Genomic DNA, 17,246 nt, shown 5'->3' with positions numbered 1-17,246 from the left:
ATTAAAAAGGGTATCCTATTGCAATATTGAGTATCAAATTGTCTTTTCTCCAACCTCCATCGCCGAAGTTGATTTTATCGAATGTCCAACGGTCATTTTTCTCGTAATAAGGCACTCGTATTGGCATCGCAACATCTAATCTCAAAATTAGGATTGAAAAATCTAGACGTAAGCCCAATCCTGCACCCACTGCAATTTCATTTAGAAATTCTTTTGAAAACTTGGCGCCAGGTCTGTCTTTATCTTCATTGATCAACCAAATATTTCCTGCGTCAGCAAAGACTGCAACATTTAGAAATTTATATAAATTTGCTCTATATTCCGCATTCAATTCTAATTTAACATCTCCAGATTGATCAAATAAAAAGTTGGAGCTACTACTCGCATCTTTCGCTTTTCTAGGATCAAAACTTCCTGGCCCTAAAGTTCTCGCTCGGAAAGCTCTAATACTATTACTTCCACCTACAAAAAACTGTCTAGAGAATGGTATGAATTCAGAATTCCCATAAGGTATTGCCACGCCTGCAATAAATCGGGTTGCAATAAAGTTTTTCTCGTTCAGTTTGTGATAAAATCTAAAATCGTTTTCTATCTTGGCATATTGGCTAAATGGAATTCCAAATATATCTTTTTTCTTATCTTCTTTATAGTTGGCACCCGTAAGGAGACCTGTAATATTTCCCGCCAAATCCAACATACCTTTATAATAGAAAGTATTAGTTTTGGGAAGCATTGTTGTAGTGTACGTATAAGAATAGGTAGGTCCAAAAATAAGTTGTTGTTCTACAACGCGCTCTAGATAAGGATTATTGATATATTTGTCTTTATATTTTTGAGTTACATTAGCAGGGTCTACTAAGGTAACATCTATCACTTTTAGTTCGTGTTCCTTTCTTGCGTTTTCCTTCCACGCATAGCCAAATGAAGCATTAAAGGTATTGAGGGTGTATAGAGATGTTCTATTCTGAAATTCGTATCCTATATTGATATTGGTTCTTGGTACAAATGCACTTGAAGAATTAAATTTAAAAGGTGCTACGATTCTTGGGATAGACAGCTGCGCATTAGCTCCTGCTCTAAAAATATTTTCAGCGTCCTTTGGTCCACCCATTTGGATGTCAAAAGCACCATACACTGCTGCTTTAAACTGTTCTGCTCCTTTAAAGAAATTTCTGTGATTCCAGTTAAGATTAAGCTCACTTCCTGCGTAGTTAGCAGAATTTGTTCTACCTAGTGCTTCTAGTCTTAAAGATTGAAACTCTTTTGGGGTTAAAATATAATAAGCATCAAACTTGTGGTTGGTAGAATCTGAAACAACAAACTCATTTTTTACAAATTTAAATACACCAAGATTAATCAATCTATTCAGAGATAAATTATGGTCTTTTCTATTGTATAAATCTCCTTTTCCAAAATATAAAGCTCTATCAAACATTTTGGGTTTGAATTTTTTACTAGGATCAACAATGTAAATATCTTTAAAAGCAAATTGAGATAGAGAGTCAGCCGTCATTGGGATTTGATATTTCCCCCTTTTTACATCTCTCAGATTATAGTTTGGAAATACCACCACTTTATCTATCGTATAGGCTTCTGTGGCTTGTGTAGGCGTATTTTCTTTTAGCTTAACGATTAATTCTACTTTATGATTTTTTTGCACCGTACTATCTGCTTGTACGATAATGTTATCAGGATTGAAATAATAAAAACCTCTTTCTTTAAGCCCAGAATCTATTCTTTCTCGCTCAGATTTAATAACATCAAGATCGAAAGGTTGTCCAATTTTTAAAAGCGTCTTATCTTTTAAATTTTGAATTTCTCCATTTACCAAAGAAGAATCTCTAGCGAATTTCACGTCACTGAGGAGGTATCTAGTGCCTGGATTCACGGTATAAAGAACCTTTGCTTTTTTATTTTTAGAAATCGTATCATACTTTGCTTTTGCATTAAAGTATCCTTTGTTTTCAGAATAATTCTCTATAATATCTTTATTAAACTGCCTATCTACATCACCTAAAAGTACGGGCTTCTCTCCAAATTTATACTTTAGCCAATATTTTATTCCTTTTTCTTTTTTAGGTTCGGAGGTTATATTATACGCATATAATTTTGGTTTCAATCCTAGAAAACTAGAGTTGGGTTTTGGGGTAAGATTTTCTTCTAATGCAGTCTTTAGATTTGCTTTTTCACTTTTAGATAAGCTATCATTTTCTATCTTGATGCTTGCGCCTGTGTATAGAAGCTGACCTTCTTTTAGAAATTTGGTATTGCTACACGAGACCGCTGCTGCAGTAGCACCAGAAACCAAAATAGATTTACAATATAAGTTTAATTTTTTTTTCATCATTTAAATTCTACAACTTGGTTATTTTCTTTCTTTTGATTTTCTCTTCTGAATTTTCTCGATTTTTGAAAAATATCTTTAAATTGGTTATAGTCTAAGGTAATGATAAATCCAACACCGGTCTCCACAATCTGACCTTGTAAGGCTACCTGATAATCATTCTTACGGTAAGCACGCAACATATATCTTCCATCTTTGGATAGGCTATAATCTATGGAAACATCACCAGCGATATTAGTCGTGTTTTCATTTTGTCTAGCTTCGCCTTCTAGCCCAAAATTACTTCCCACAGAAACTTTTAGACGATCATTCAATAGTTTTTTGCTGATTCCAATATTAAGGTCAGTTTTTGTGTTTTGTTTACCAGTAGAATAGTCCTCGGACGATTCTAAGTTAAAATTAAGATCAACCCCTTTTATAAGATCAGAAGCTAAATTGTTCAGTTGTTGAGATAATATCTTGCTAACACTTTGTCTTGCTAATGTTTCTGCAGACAAACCAGAGTTGCTTTGGAAAGGATTTTCGCCAATAAAACGGTTAAGTAATAAGATAGCAAAAACTTGCTTATTCATCTCAGATTCCTCGTTTCTTAGTTGTGTAAGTTTTGCGTCTACTACTTCAGTAACATTGCTGGCTACCGAATTATTTTTTTCATCTGTAGTGATATCAAAAGAAATTTCTGGTTTTAGCAACTCACCTTTTAGTTTTAATAATGTATTGAAAGGCATTCTTTGTTTAAACATATTGTACTCTGCAGAAGAGCTAGAACCCAACTGTTGCTCTACTAAGTCTATAGGTGAAGCTTCTGTTTTGTAGATTGCCGTAATGTCTAAATTGGCTGTTGTGGGTTCACCCGTCCATGTAATGGTACTTCCTTTTTGGATGTCGAATTTTCTTTTTAGTAAGCTTACAGACAACTCATAACTTCCTTTTTCTACTTGGTAAACTCCCACAAGAGTAGTTTTGCCCGAAGGATCAATACCGCCTGTGAGTTCTGCTTCACCTTGTAATTTTACAAAATCTCCATTAGCCTTATCAATAATTATAGACATTTTTGCTTCTTTACTCACATTGATGTTTACATTCACATCCATCCCTTTAAACTTCGTTTGAGAATCTAAAGAATCTGCTACAATTGTTTTTTGAAGCGCAACCTGATCTTGATCTATAAATTCTACAATACCATCTCTCTCTTGTAATGAAGGGCTAGATTGTGGTAGCACAAAAGTGAAATCTGTATTTTCTGATACGGATAATTTTCCATCTACTTTAGGTAAATCTAAATCTCCTCGTACTTGTAGTGCAGCGTCGATAGCTAAGATTCCATACATCATGGCATCATTCGATTTTTGAGAATTCACTACCTTGAAATCCTTGGCATTAAGATCCAAATTAAAGGCAAAATCTCTATAGGTTTGCGTTAAAACCTGTCCGTTGATCTTTAAAGAGTTGCCATCATTATCATTTATTTTAAACTGATCAAACTCAATTCCTCTGTTGGTAAATCTAATATCGTCATCTATTTTTCTAAAATCACTTCCTGTTTGTGCTATTTGAAGTCCCACATTATTCATCTTGAGTGTCCCTAAAATTGAAGGTTTTTCTGGAGTTCCTTTTACTTTTAGTCCACCAGAAATAAAACCTTCTGTGTTTACAATAGCATTCATCGTAAAGCCTTGCAGCGTTTTCATCTGAAGTTTATTCATGGCTAAATTGAGATCAAAACTACTTGCAGAAGTGTCATACGTTCCTAGTACTTTTACATCATTATCATTCCCTGAAAGAATCACATCTGCATTGATGAGGCTTTTGCTCAAACTATTTACTTTAGCATCAATATTTCCAACAGGACTTCCGAATACAAAAAGATCGCTTACTTTAAGATTGGTATTGAAGGTCATGTTTTTCGTAATATCTCTTACTTGTGCCGTCCCATTAATGGTTCCTTTGGCTAGGAGAGAATCCTTTTTAATGATTTCGGTAATGATTTCTATTTTAAAATCTTTCAACGAGATATTCAACGGACTGTTTGCTGTGTTACTTTCAGATTGTAATAATATTTCACTGCCTTCATGGGAAAGTCGGAAATTATCCGCTAAAATACCGTTTTTACCAATTTGTATTTTATTATTTTCGCCAACGGTCCAATCCATATAATTGAGTTTTAAACCATCGGGTTTCAGTGATATTTCGGTGATTTCATTCAGAGATTTGGCATTTCCAGCAATCAAAAATTGGGTTGCATCTTTATCATCTTTAGTGCTTATATTATAATTGATGATATTGTTGACAACGTCACCCATTAGATTTACTTTGTTTAAAGCAAAACTTTCATTTTTTAGTGCCTCTACATTTACATTATATTGAAGTGCATTATTCTCATTAGTAAGAGATAATGACGCGTTTTCAATCGTATTTGCACCATACAAAACTTGTGGAATTTGTGCATTGATAAGAATTTTCTGTGTGTCTGCATTATAATCTCCATCCAATGTAATGGTTTCAAAACTTTTCAATTCGGGAACGAATTTTCTAATTAAATCATCATTTTTAATTTTTGCATTGATGGTAAAAAATTGTCCCACCTGAATCTTCTGAGTTTTTCCAGGTTTTTGAAATTGATAATATTGATTAATGGTTTGCTGTAAAGCGCCGAAAATCTGTGTAAGTTTATATTTACCTTTTAGTTCTACATCTGCAATTTGTGATTCAAAATTAATCTGGTTAGATTCTGCTGTAGAAGTAGCTTTAAGGTTCATTTCCTGAATTGGGAAAACTTCTTTAGTATCCGAAATTGCAAAGTTTTGGAGAGTAAGATATCCATTCAGTTCATCGGGATTTAGATTCGTAAAATCACCATCTACAGCACCTGCAATAATCATAGGTGTTGCGTAGAATCCTAGTTTATGAATATCCAATTTGTTGATATTTCCTTTAACTTTAACCGTTGGATTTTTATCATTGTAAATGCCAGATGCGACAAGTTGAAGATTGGCATTAGGATCTTTAGAATTCAAATTTATATTATAAACGCCACGCTTTATTTTCCCAACAAGAACCATATTTTGGTAACGGTAACCATTGTAGACGGCGGAACTCACATGACCTTTAAGATTTGCATTTGCATTTTTAAAATCAAAGCTTTCACCCTTAGCAGAAATTTGTGCTGTGACGGCTCCTACATCTTTATTTTGTATGATTTTTCCTATTTGTAAATTTTGCAAATTGGCTTTTACATCATATAATTCATGGTTTTTTCTTCTTAAATCTAAATTCGCAATTACTGCTGCATTTCCTAGCGTAGAAGCAAGTTTTAGATTGGTGGCAATCACTTGTGTGGTTCCTTTTGCAATTCCACTTATTTTCATGTTTGATGGTAAAGTAATATTGCTAGGGATTGTATTTTTTGGAACTAAATTATAGATTGTTTTAGAAGAAGAAGACAATTCTGCAATTTTTAGATCATAGTACAACTGACTAGGGTTCATTGCATTTTTTATCTTTCCTGAAGCCAAAACTTTCAGTTCGTCGATACCAGAAACTTTCAAATTTTGAATATCTAGATCGTTTACGGTACCATTGATCTTAGCATTAACTTGTAAAATAGCATTAGGATATTTGTTGAAAGGCGCTGTATTTCTAAGCGATGGAACAATAGTAATAATGTCCGAAAATCCAACTTTAGAATCTCGAATATTTGCAGAAATCCTTACTGCTCCTAGATTTTTAGATAATTGTTCTACAGAATTGTAATTTAATATAACCTCATCTCTTAAAACTGTTTTAGGTGTTTGTAGGTAAAGGTTTTTTAGGTAAGCTTGTTCTTTTTCGTAAACAAAATCGGTATTGAATTTCTGAATGTTCAGTCCTCTTTTCTCTGAAATTTCAGCAGATTTTACACTTCCTGCAAACTGATTATTTTCCATTTTAAAATTTCTCACCTCAACATTTAGACGATCAAAATTAAGATGATTAAAATCCAATCCGCTTTTTGTAGGCGCGATCGCTGTATTATTATACGCCACTTTTACATCATCAAAAATCAATTTGCCCAAAAGAATCTTGATGGCATCTTCTTTTTTGGCTGTAGACGTGTTTTGTTGTGGTTCTGGGGAGGAGACGTTATTCGCTAAAAATAAGTTTGCATGGATGTTGGCTCCCTTTAATAGAATATCTCCAATATTGAAAGCATTTTTCTCAAGATCTAAATCGTTAATTTCGGTACTGAGTTCTTTAAAAATGATTTTTGCGAATGTTTTACTATTGTCATCTCCATAATCTATATCAAAATTGGTAAGATTGATGCCTTTTAAGCCAATTTTCATGGGTTTCTTTTGGTTCAGAGAATCTACTTTTTTCTCCACTTTATTAGAAACTTCCGTTAAAAGGCCTTGTTTTAATTTTAATTTTAAACCATCAACATTGATATCATTTACGGCATAAGCATTTTTCTGCAAATCAAATGTTTTTACTCGAGTATCAAAAGATTTCAGATAGGCTTGGATATCATTTTTAGATTGCAAATCGTTGAAGGTAATGCCAATATCTTTTAATTTAATTTTATCTAAAGAAATGATGAAGGGCTTTGAGCTAGATTCCTCTTTGTCTGTAGTAGCAAAGGCATCTGTAATATAATCGAAATTAAATTTTCCATCTGCTTTTCTTACCACATTAGCCTTTACTCCTTCTAAATCTATGGATGTGATATCTGCTTTGGAATCTATTAATTTCCAAATGTCTAATCCTGCATCAAATTTTCTTACCGCTAATAAGGTGTCTATTTCTTGTCCTTTTAGGTAAAGATTTTCTATCACCAAACTGTTTGGGAAATCTACATATACACGGTCTAGCTTTACTTTTGTCTTTATTTTTTTCTCCAGATAAACAATCAGTTTATCTTTTACATAGTTTTGCACTGCAGGAAGTCTCAAACTTAGCACCAGAAGAATACAAAGGGTCAGTAATGAGATCAGCGTAATCACTATGCCTCTAATAATTTTTCTTATTCTTGTTTTAGATTTCAACATTCAGAAGGTTTTCACAAATATAAATAATAACTTTTACTAAAATCCGAAAAGTTATTAGTTGATATCGTTGGGATTACGAAATAATGCATTTTTTGTAATATTTGGTAAACAAATGATATATTACAAATATAAAATAGCAACATATCTGCCAAGATGCATTAATCCTGATTATTTAGTGAAGCAAAAAAAACAAAACCTGCTCTTGGGAAGCAGGTTTTATAGTGAAATACGTTTCCTATTGTGAATAAATATTTGGGAATATTTAAAAGTGAATAGGTTTCAGATGTTAGTCGAATAGACAATAGGAAAAATAAATCGGATGGAGGTTTTTACTTCATAGTTTGTTATTTAGAGTAAGGTTAATGAATATTTTATTTTTCCCAATTTGCAATTTCACCTTGTGGCGCTGCGCCACCTTGTGCTTCGGTAATTGGGTTTTGTTCTTGATTGATGTGATAGATGTAGGCAGCTACTTTCTCAGCATCTCTTCCAGTAATGGTTCCATCTTTAATAAATGGTCTCATGGTTGGATTATTGGGAGAACCGTTTTCTAGCATCCAAAATACATTTTTGAATAAGCTTTTCTCTTTAATATTGATCCAATGCTTATCCGTAAGATTCGGCCCTATGCCTCCTTTTCCTGCATCTGCATGGCAAGACACGCAATTGGTTTTGAAAATCTGTTCGCCTTCAGCAATATGATCAGCGTTATACACTGCATTTTCTAGATTGATCTGAGGTGCATTTTTTTCATATTCTGCTATGGATGCCAACATCATTTTTGCCTCTTTTTGATATTCTTTTTCAGGGTGTGCATAATCTGTAAAAGAAAATGCTAATAAATAAACTGCGCAAAAAATTATTCCGAAATAAAATAGACCAATCCACCATTTTGGGAGCGAGTTGTCTAGCTCTGTAATCCCATCAAAACCATGATCTATCAATAGATCTTTCTCTTCAGATTGAGATTGTTTTTTAAAAGCAGAACTCCAAAGTCTGACAAAATAAGGGGTAGTTTTCTCGGCTAAAAATAGTTTTTTCTCTACTTCCGTCAGTTTGGCAAATTTTTGATTTTCTACTAAATCACCAATAGAGTTCATGATGAGCAGTAAAATGTTTACAATAACTAAAAGTATCCAAAAATAGACTGACGAAAAGTATCCCGAATCTTGTGCAAACATCTCAAATGCTAATATAGTAATACCAAATGTAAGAGCAATGTAGATGGATATTGGAGTTCTCGTTTTCATTTTATTTAAAAATTTTACGATTTAATTATTTTGTGCTTGCTGTTTTTATATCTGTAGTTTTAATGTCTGTACCCAATCTTTGTAGATACGCGATCATGGCTACAATCTCTCTTTGCTCTAGTGGAACAAAGTCTGCACCTTTGGCAATTTTTTCTTTTTCCATCTGATCTTTTACATCACTAGCTTCTGCATAAATTCTTTTTACGATGGCTGCAGATTGGTTGTTTGCCCATTGTTCTGCAGAATCTATTTCTGCCTTCGTGTACGGAACATCAAATACAATTTTCATCAAAGATATTTTGTCTATCATCTGAGAACGATCTAGCTTGTTGGTAATCAGCCAAGGGAAACGTGGCATAATAGATCCTGCTGAGGTTATTCTAGGATTGTACATGTGTTTGAAGTGCCAAGAATCTGGATTCCTATCACCTTGTCTATGCAAATCTGGTCCTGTTCTTTTAGATCCCCATAAGAAGGGTCTGTCGTATACAAATTCGCCTGCTTTAGAATATTGACCATTTTTCCCATCAAATCTCATTACCTCATCTCGGAAAGGTCTTATCATCTGAGAGTGGCAAGAGTTGCACGCTTCTCTGATGTATAGGTCTCTACCTTCTAATTCTAACGGTGAGTATGGTTTTACTGCAGATATTTGTGGTAAATTACTTTTCACTGTTAATGTGGGTACAATCTCTACCAAACCTCCTATGGATATAGTAATGAAAGATAAAATACCAAGTAATAATGGTGTTCTTTCTAACCATAGGTGAGCTCCTTCGCCTTCTTTTCTATCGCTTCCAATATTTGCCAATGCTGGTGCTTCTGCTGGTACATTTTTCTGGAAAGAACCTGCTTTTATGGTTTTATAAACATTTACTACCATTAGAACAGCTCCACCTAGATAAAACAATCCACCTAAGAATCTTAGTTTAAAATAAGGGATAATAGCGGTTACAGTATCTAGCCAGTTTTTCCAAAGTAGAGTACCATCTGGGTTGAATTGTTTCCACATCAATCCTTGGGTAAATCCTGCGATATATAACGGTACTGCGTAGAAGATAATTCCTAAAGTACCCAACCAAAAATGCCAGTTGGCTAATTTTTTAGACCAAAGTTCGGTTCTCCACATGATTGGGATAAGATAGTAGACTACACCGAACGCCATAAATCCGTTCCAGCCTAAAGCTCCAAGATGTACGTGTCCAATTACCCAATCTGTATAATGTCCTATTTTGTTTAATGATTTTGTAGCTAATAATGGTCCTTCAAACGTTGCCATTCCGTAGCATGTTACGGCTACTACAAAGAATTTCAGTATTGGGTTTTCTCTTACCTTGTCCCAAGCTCCTCTTAGGGTTAATAGTCCATTCAGCATTCCACCCCAAGAGGGTGCAATCAGCATAATAGAGAAACCAGTTCCCACTGCTTGTGCCCAAGCAGGTAGTGCAGTATATTGCAAATGGTGAGGGCCTGCCCAAAGATAAACGAAGATCAAAGACCAAAAGTGTATGATAGATAGCTTGTATGAAAAGACAGGTCTATTCGCAGCTTTAGGTAAGAAATAATACATTAATCCTAATACTGGCGTAGTTAATACAAAAGCTACAGCATTATGACCGTACCACCATTGAACAAGGGCATCTTTCACTCCTGCGTATGCAGAATAAGATTTCCAACCTGTGAATGATAAAGGAACTTCCAAATTATTAAAAATATGCAGCATGGCTACGGCGATCCAAGTAGCGATATAGAACCAAACCGCTACATATAGATGTCTTACGCGTCTTTTAGCAATTGTTCCGAACATATTGATCCCGAATATTACCCAAGAAAATGTAATGAGAATATCTATTGGCCATTCGTGTTCTGCGTATTCTTTTGAAGTATTAATACCCATTAGGAAGGTAATTACTACAGCAATAATCATGATTTGCCATGTCCAGAAATGAACCCAAGATAGTGTATCGCTATACATTCTTGTTTTCAGTAATCTTTGCATGCTATAGTAAGCGCCACAGTAGAAAGAGTTACAAACAAAAGCGAAAATCACTGCGCTGGTATGAAGCATTCTTATTCTACCAAATCCAAGTGCACCTTGAGAGTTGATAAGACCTTGTATGTTTCCACTTTTCAAACTCTGAATGGTGGTGTCATCTGTGCCGAATAAAAATTCGGGCAATTCAGGATAAAAAAGCATTAAAGCTGCTGTAAGTCCTAAGATAAAACCTATAATCCCAAATACAATCGTAGCATACAAGAATGCTCTGACAATATTATTGTCATAATTAAATTTTTGCGTCTCCATATTTCCAATAGTGTTGTATAGAATGATTTTTATTCTGTCTAATGATTATTCTCTTTTGGAGAATTCATGTACAATAAATATCATAGTACGTGTCTAATGTTTTCACAAAGGTATTTAGTAACTTTGTTTGAGGCTATTAGATAAACTTCTAAAATATACCGAAAACTACTAAAACAGAAGACCAATGAAATTGTGTGGAGAAAATATCAGGAAAATAAGAAGAGGCAAGGATTATACCCAAGAGTATATGGCGTTTGAGATGGGAATTTCTCAAAAAGCCTATTCGGATATAGAAAATTCTAAAGTAAAGATTAATCTAGATATTCTGACTAAGATATCTGCTATTTTGGATATAAAGCCTTCTGATATCTGTAGTATTTCACATCAATGTTCACATAATGATTATGAGGAAAAGTATAATGATTTGCTTCAGTATATGAAGGAGAATAATGTGAAAATCCCTGAAAATTATTTAAAATAAAATGGTAAAGGCATAAAAAAACCATCCTTGAAAAAGGATGGTTTGTAGACCCACAGGGATTCGAACCCCAACTGATGGTACCAAAAACCAGAGTGCTACCGTTACACCATGGGTCTGTATTTTTTAGTGATGCAAATCTACATCTTTTTTTTGTAATTGCAAATGTTTTCTGGTTTTTTTTCTAAAATTTTCTAAATTTTTAGTTTATCATCTTAAAAAGAAAAACCATCCTTAAAAAAGGATGGTTTGTAGACCCACAGGGATTCGAACCCCAACTGATGGTACCAAAAACCAGAGTGCTACCGTTACACCATGGGTCTGTTTCTTTTGATGCTGCAAATCTACAGCTTTTTTCGTTACTTGCAAATAGTTTTTAAACTTTTTTATAAATTTACAATAGTTTTTAAAGGCAGCAAACATGGTATTAGACTTCAATAATCTCAATATTAATAATTTAGATTTTCAAACTGAATTTGAAGAAAAAGTGATTTTTTTTTTAAATGAATGGATTTCTTCATCGCAAACTGTGAAAGTACAAACTTCTGGGTCCACAGGCGTTCCAAAAATTTTTGAAGTCGAAAAAGAAAAAATGCGCAATTCTGCAAAAATGACTTGCGATTTTTTAGATTTAAAAGAATCTGATACCGCATTATTATGCCTCCCAATAGAGTATATTTCTGGAAAAATGATGATGGTAAGAAGTTTTGAAAGAAAGCTTCAGCTTATCATCGCCAATCCATCCATAACTCCATTAGAAAATCTGGAGTCCAGAATTGAATTTTGTGCGATGACGCCTTTGCAAGTAGAAAATTCTTTAGACAAATTACATCTCATAAAAAATCTAATTATTGGTGGAGCTCAAATTTCTGAAAGTTTAAAATTTAAAATTAACAATAAACTAAAAGATTTACCCTCCAAAACCAAGATTTTCGAAACCTACGGAATGTCTGAAACACTTTCCCATATTGCCTTGAAAGAAGTTTATCCTCATCCAGAAAGTTATTTTACCATTTTTGATTCCGTATCTATTGCTAAAGACGAAAGAGGTTGTTTACAAATTTATGCCCCAAAAGTGAACGCTGAAATATTGAAAACCAATGATGTGATAGAACTTAAAAATGATAAACAATTTAGATTTCTAGGCAGATTAGATAACGTGATCAATTCTGGTGGTGCCAAAATTTTCCCAGAGGAATTGGAAAAATTAGTAAAAAAAGAAATTCCGAATGAGGTGGTATTTTTGGGTATCGACGATGAGGTATTAGGACAAAAATTAATAGCTGTAGTGGAAGGCGAGGAGAGTGATGAGATGTTTAAAATTTTTAAAACGATTCAGTTTGAGAAAAAATTTCATTTTCCAAAAGAGATTCAATTTGTTACTCAAATACCTAGAACTCCCAATAATAAAGTTAATAGGAGAGCATTGCAAACATTATTAGAAAACTAGCATGAGAGATTTTACCAAAGAACTCAACTTCAAAACATCCAGGAGCAGTGGAGCAGGAGGACAAAATGTAAACAAAGTAGAAACCTCTGTGACCGTCACTTGGAATGTTGAGGAATCTCTAGTTTTCAATGATCGACAAAAATCTTTAATAACAGAAAAACTTAAAAATAGAATTAATCTTGAAGGTTTTCTTTTTTTATCTGTCTCGGAAAATCGTACGCAACTGATGAATAAAAATAAGGCGATTGAAAAGATTTTGGAAATTGTGAATGCAGCATTGATAATTCCTAAGCGCCGCATCGCAACAAAACCTTCTAATGCCAAGAAGGAGAAAAGATTGGATAGCAAAAAAAAGCTTTCCGATAAGAAAGAAAGTAGACGATTTAAACTTTGACTTTCAGGACTGAAAAATTATGGTATTTTTGAGAAAAAATAATTCATGATAAAAAAAATTACCTTATTTGGGATTTTAGCATTTCCATCGCTATTTCTAGCTCAAGAAAAATCTAAACATTCAAAGATTGCTATTATCCCTTCCGTAGGACTTGGGTGGAGAACTGCTGAGACCCCAAAGGGATTGTCATTTCAAGAAAAAGAATACATCAAAGGTTTAAAATCAGGATTGAATTTTGATATTTCTGCTTATTATTTACTTAAAAATGTAGTGGGTATCGGAGTAAAATATTCAATTTTTAATGCTTCCAATGATGGACAAATAACTGTACAAGATAAATACGGATATAGTTATACAGGATATGTACATACCAAAGATCAAATTACCTTTATTGGACCTTCTGTTCTTATTTCTAATCTCAATGAGGAAACCAAGCACAAATTATTTGTAGATATGGCATTAGGTGTAATTACGTACACCACGCAGACAGGCGATGTAAAGGGCACAGGTTCTACATTCGGAGCTGAAATGAACATTGCTTATCAATATCAAATCTTACAAAATATTCTCATTGGTCCAAAAGTAGGACTTTCGGGTGGTACACTGAGTAAAATGAAGTACAATGGCGTTACGTATGACTTTGGAGAAGACCAAAAAGAGGGTTTGAGTAGACTTTCTTTAAGTGCAGCTGTCACTTTCCGTTTTTAAATTTTATCTTTGCAAAAATTAAAATCGACATGAGCAATAGACCAATTTCTGAGTTTTTAGAAAAATACTATTTACATTTTAATGCTGCTGCTTTGGTAGACGCATCTAAAGGTTATGTAGCCCATCTAAAAGATGGTGGTAAAATGATGATTACCCTTGCTGGTGCAATGTCAACAGCAGAAATGGGTAAAATTTTAGCAGAAATGATTCGTCAAGACAAAGTTCAAATCATTTCTTGTACAGGGGCAAACCTAGAAGAGGATGTAATGAACCTTGTGGCGCATTCTCACTATAAAAGAGTTCCTAACTATAGAGATCTTACTCCAGAACAAGAAAGAGAATTGCTAGATCAACACTTCAATAGAGTTACAGATACTTGTATCCCAGAGGAAGAGGCATTTAGAAGATTGCAAACGCACTTAGAAGATGTTTGGCATGCAGCTGAAGAGAAAGGCGAAAGATATTTCCCACACGAATTCCTTTACCAAGTGGTAAATTCTGGAGTTCTAGAGCAATATTACGAGATTGATCCTAAAGATTCTTGGATCGTAGCGGCAGCAGAGAAAAACTTGCCAATCGTTTGTCCAGGTTGGGAAGATTCTACTACAGGTAATATCTTTACCTCAAACGTTATCAAAGGAAAACTGAATGTACACACTGTAAAATCGGGTATCGAATACATGATTTATCTTACAGAATGGTACAGAGCAAACTCTGGTGACAAAGGTGTAGGGTTCTTCCAAATAGGTGGAGGTATCGCTGGAGATTTCCCAATTTGTGTGGTACCAATGATGTACCAAGATCTAGAGTGGGAAGATGTACCTTTCTGGGCATATTTTTGTCAGATTTCAGATTCTACTACTTCTTACGGTTCTTACTCAGGGGCAGTTCCGAACGAAAAAATTACTTGGGGTAAACTAGATATTGATACACCTAAATATATCGTTGAAAGTGATGCGACTATCTGTGCACCCTTGATGTTCTCTTATATCTTAGAAAACGAATAATAAAAGCATCAAAAACATAAGTTCACAATGCCCAGCTTTTTAGTTGGGCATTTTTATTTTTGGGGCGTGCCCCTCGTCAATGCTTTTCCCACCGCTAGGGTCGGGCTGCTTTGGGCTTCGCTTCGCTACGGTGCTTCGCACGACTCCCTTCGGTCGTCCCCGCCGCATCCCTCACGCGATTTTTTTTCTACAAAAAAACATTATAAACAACACTCGGATATTATTTTCTCACTTAGAAATTTAATTCGTTATCAAATAATTCAATTCAATTTTCTATTTAGTTTTTATTAAACTATTCTTAAATAAAATCTTCATTATCTAAAATACGTTCGTAATTTTATATCAATTATTTGATTTAAAAACATGGACGAAATATTCAAAAAGCAAGTTTGGGAAGTTAGTAGACTCATTCCTTTTGGGCGAATAACTAGCTATGGAGCCATTGCAAAAACTGTAGGCTATCCCAATCATTCGCGTCATGTGGGGAAGGCAATGGCAGGTTGTCCGGAAGATGTTCCGGCGCATCGTGTTATTTCTAGCTCAGGAATTCTTTCTGTACCCGAATTTCAAGTGAAACTAGAAGCAGAAGGAATTGTAGTAGAAAACCTTCGAATAAAAAATTTTAAGAAGTTATTTTGGAATCCGATGGACGAAATTTCAATGTAAGATGATTTATTTTAAATCTAAAATGACAATTCAGCAGGAAAAATCTACAATTCAGATATTTATTTTTGATCATCAATTGATAAATAGAGTAGTTTTGATCAACAAAATTATTAGACAATGAACATCTTAAAAACTTTAGGTTTAATCGCATTATTCGCTTTCAATTTTTATCAAGCTCAGATGGATGATAAATTTTATCAGCCTTGGAAAGAAATGAAACCCTTCGAAATGAAAATTTCAGAAAACATATCATTTCCAGTAGAAAAAGATACCATTACGGCTTATGTTGCAAAACCTAGTGTAAAAAGTAACAACAAAACAATATTGTTTTTCCATGGAGCTGGAGGAAATGTTACGACTTATCAATACATTACAAAGCCTTTGGTGGAAGTGGGTTATCAAGTAGTCATGATTGATGTTCGAGGCTATGGAAAATCCACTGGAGTACCCACCCATATTAATATTGCAGAAGATTCTCAAAAATTGTTTGATTTTTTAATGACAAAACCTGAAATTAAAGACACAAAAATCTATATCTACAGTGCTTCTTTAGGTTCGCAGATTGCAGCTCATTTGGCTAAAGACAATAAATCCAAATTATCTGGATTAATCATTGATGGTGGAATGTCTTCTTTTGCAGATATTGCCTCAAAATTTGCTCCTCAGTTTAAAAGTTTTATCGAAAGTAGTTTGGCAGGAGTTTATTCTGCTAAAGAAGATCTAAAAGCTACCGAAGGACTTCCAAAGTTATTTATTTATACCAAAAAAGATTCTACGGTTCCCTTTTCTCACGGGGAAAGTAATTTTTCAAATGCTGCAGAACCAAAAGTGTTTTTGGAGGCAGGAAACGAACATATACAAGCAATGAAAGACGAAACTGCAAAAGTTTTGGAGGCAATTGGGAATTTGTAATTTTGAAGTTTGTATTTTGATTTTAGGGGCGGCGAAGCCGCCCCTAAAATCAAAATACTTAAAAAATAATTCATATAATTTTTTCGAAATTAAGGTTTCATAGGCATATTGAAAACGCCTTCAGTCAGAATCATTTTATCGGTTGCTGTAGAATCTGAGGCGACTAAAACTCCACTAAAAGTGCCACTAATCTTTTCGCTATTCAACGTTGTAATGATGAGGTCAAATTGATCCTGGGTAGATGGACTCAATGAATAAGCTATTTTTCCTCCAGTGAAATTTGAAAAAAGTACAAAAGGTGAATTGTTATTCAAACTATAATTGCCAGCAGTTGCTTTTTGCGCATCACTAATTAAGCTAATTAAAATTTCCTTATTCTCGTTATTTATGGTTTTATTCGCTCGGATTTCTAAAGAATTACCATTCCACTTTCCAAGAACATTTATGAATTTTTGACGCGTTCCATCAATATTTACAGTCAAGAAATCTGCAGTATCTTCATGTTGATCTTTTTCACAACTTGAATATAAAAACATAATTGGTAGTAGTAATAAAATTGATAATTTTTTAGCAAAATAAATTCTCATAAATATTTGATTTTAAGTAAATAAACGAATTTTTTTTTTGAAATAGTATAGAACTCGAGTATTAAAACAGTTTCAGGGGGGCGCAAAAGGCGCCGCCGAAACATTAAATTATCTTTTA

The 17,246-nt window shown here is 33.9% G+C and carries 12 protein-coding genes and 2 tRNA genes; 7 read left to right on the top strand and 7 right to left on the bottom strand.

What is annotated here, in order from left to right:
* Position 1: 1 nt before the first annotated feature.
* From ACKI42_RS08450 to ccoN, 4 genes are all read right to left on the bottom strand, one after another.
* Entirely contained in the window at positions 2-2,344 is a 2,343-nt protein-coding gene (locus ACKI42_RS08450) for a BamA/TamA family outer membrane protein (protein ID WP_407404398.1), read from the bottom strand.
* Positions 2,344-7,371, bottom strand: a complete 5,028-nt coding sequence (locus ACKI42_RS08445; RefSeq protein ID WP_407404396.1) for a translocation/assembly module TamB domain-containing protein — start codon at positions 7,369-7,371, stop codon at positions 2,344-2,346. Before ACKI42_RS08445 ends, ACKI42_RS08450 begins: the two co-directional genes overlap by 1 nt.
* Positions 7,372-7,742: 371 nt before the next feature.
* On the bottom strand, positions 7,743-8,621 hold the full coding sequence (locus tag ACKI42_RS08440; protein ID WP_407404394.1) for a cytochrome c: 879 nt from the start codon (positions 8,619-8,621) through the stop codon (positions 7,743-7,745).
* Between the two features lie 25 nt (positions 8,622-8,646).
* The gene (ccoN, locus tag ACKI42_RS08435) at positions 8,647-10,926 is read right to left on the bottom strand and encodes a cytochrome-c oxidase, cbb3-type subunit I (RefSeq protein ID WP_407404392.1); all 2,280 of its coding nucleotides are present in this window, start codon (positions 10,924-10,926) and stop codon (positions 8,647-8,649) included.
* A 184-nt stretch (positions 10,927-11,110) separates the two neighbouring features.
* Between ccoN and ACKI42_RS08430 the strand changes: the two genes are divergently transcribed.
* Positions 11,111-11,407, top strand: coding sequence for a helix-turn-helix domain-containing protein (locus tag ACKI42_RS08430; RefSeq protein ID WP_407404390.1), 297 nt, complete (start codon positions 11,111-11,113; stop codon positions 11,405-11,407).
* A 45-nt stretch (positions 11,408-11,452) separates the two neighbouring features.
* Here the strand turns inward: ACKI42_RS08430 and ACKI42_RS08425 are convergent.
* Positions 11,453-11,523, bottom strand: a tRNA-Gln gene (locus ACKI42_RS08425).
* A 133-nt stretch (positions 11,524-11,656) separates the two neighbouring features.
* Positions 11,657-11,727 (bottom strand) — tRNA-Gln (locus tag ACKI42_RS08420).
* A 98-nt stretch (positions 11,728-11,825) separates the two neighbouring features.
* Between ACKI42_RS08420 and ACKI42_RS08415 the strand changes: the two genes are divergently transcribed.
* From ACKI42_RS08415 to ACKI42_RS08390, 6 genes are all read left to right on the top strand, one after another.
* Positions 11,826-12,854: an AMP-binding protein gene (locus ACKI42_RS08415; protein ID WP_407404388.1), complete on the top strand. Its 1,029-nt coding sequence runs from the start codon at positions 11,826-11,828 to the stop codon at positions 12,852-12,854.
* Position 12,855: 1 nt separating this feature from the next.
* A complete protein-coding gene (arfB, locus tag ACKI42_RS08410; RefSeq protein WP_407404386.1) occupies positions 12,856-13,248 on the top strand; it encodes an alternative ribosome rescue aminoacyl-tRNA hydrolase ArfB in 393 nt (130 codons plus the stop codon).
* A gap of 45 nt (positions 13,249-13,293) precedes the next feature.
* Entirely contained in the window at positions 13,294-13,956 is a 663-nt protein-coding gene (locus ACKI42_RS08405) for a hypothetical protein (RefSeq protein WP_407404384.1), read from the top strand.
* 29 nt (positions 13,957-13,985) lie between these two features.
* Positions 13,986-14,963 (top strand): deoxyhypusine synthase family protein, encoded by a 978-nt coding sequence (locus tag ACKI42_RS08400; RefSeq protein ID WP_407404382.1) that lies wholly within the window; start codon positions 13,986-13,988, stop codon positions 14,961-14,963.
* A gap of 363 nt (positions 14,964-15,326) precedes the next feature.
* On the top strand, positions 15,327-15,629 hold the full coding sequence (locus ACKI42_RS08395; RefSeq protein ID WP_407404380.1) for an MGMT family protein: 303 nt from the start codon (positions 15,327-15,329) through the stop codon (positions 15,627-15,629).
* 117 nt (positions 15,630-15,746) lie between these two features.
* The gene (locus ACKI42_RS08390) at positions 15,747-16,541 is read left to right on the top strand and encodes an alpha/beta hydrolase (RefSeq protein WP_407404378.1); all 795 of its coding nucleotides are present in this window, start codon (positions 15,747-15,749) and stop codon (positions 16,539-16,541) included.
* Positions 16,542-16,630: 89 nt separating this feature from the next.
* Here the strand turns inward: ACKI42_RS08390 and ACKI42_RS08385 are convergent, their stop codons facing one another.
* Positions 16,631-17,128: a hypothetical protein gene (locus ACKI42_RS08385; RefSeq protein ID WP_407404376.1), complete on the bottom strand. Its 498-nt coding sequence runs from the start codon at positions 17,126-17,128 to the stop codon at positions 16,631-16,633.
* Positions 17,129-17,246: the final 118 nt, after the last annotated feature.

This window comes from Chryseobacterium sp. (assembly GCF_045629545.1).
Taxonomy (GTDB): Bacteria; Bacteroidota; Bacteroidia; order Flavobacteriales; family Weeksellaceae; genus Chryseobacterium.
The sequence above is the reverse complement of the archived record's forward strand: the minus strand, read 5'-3'. Positions and strand labels throughout refer to the sequence as shown.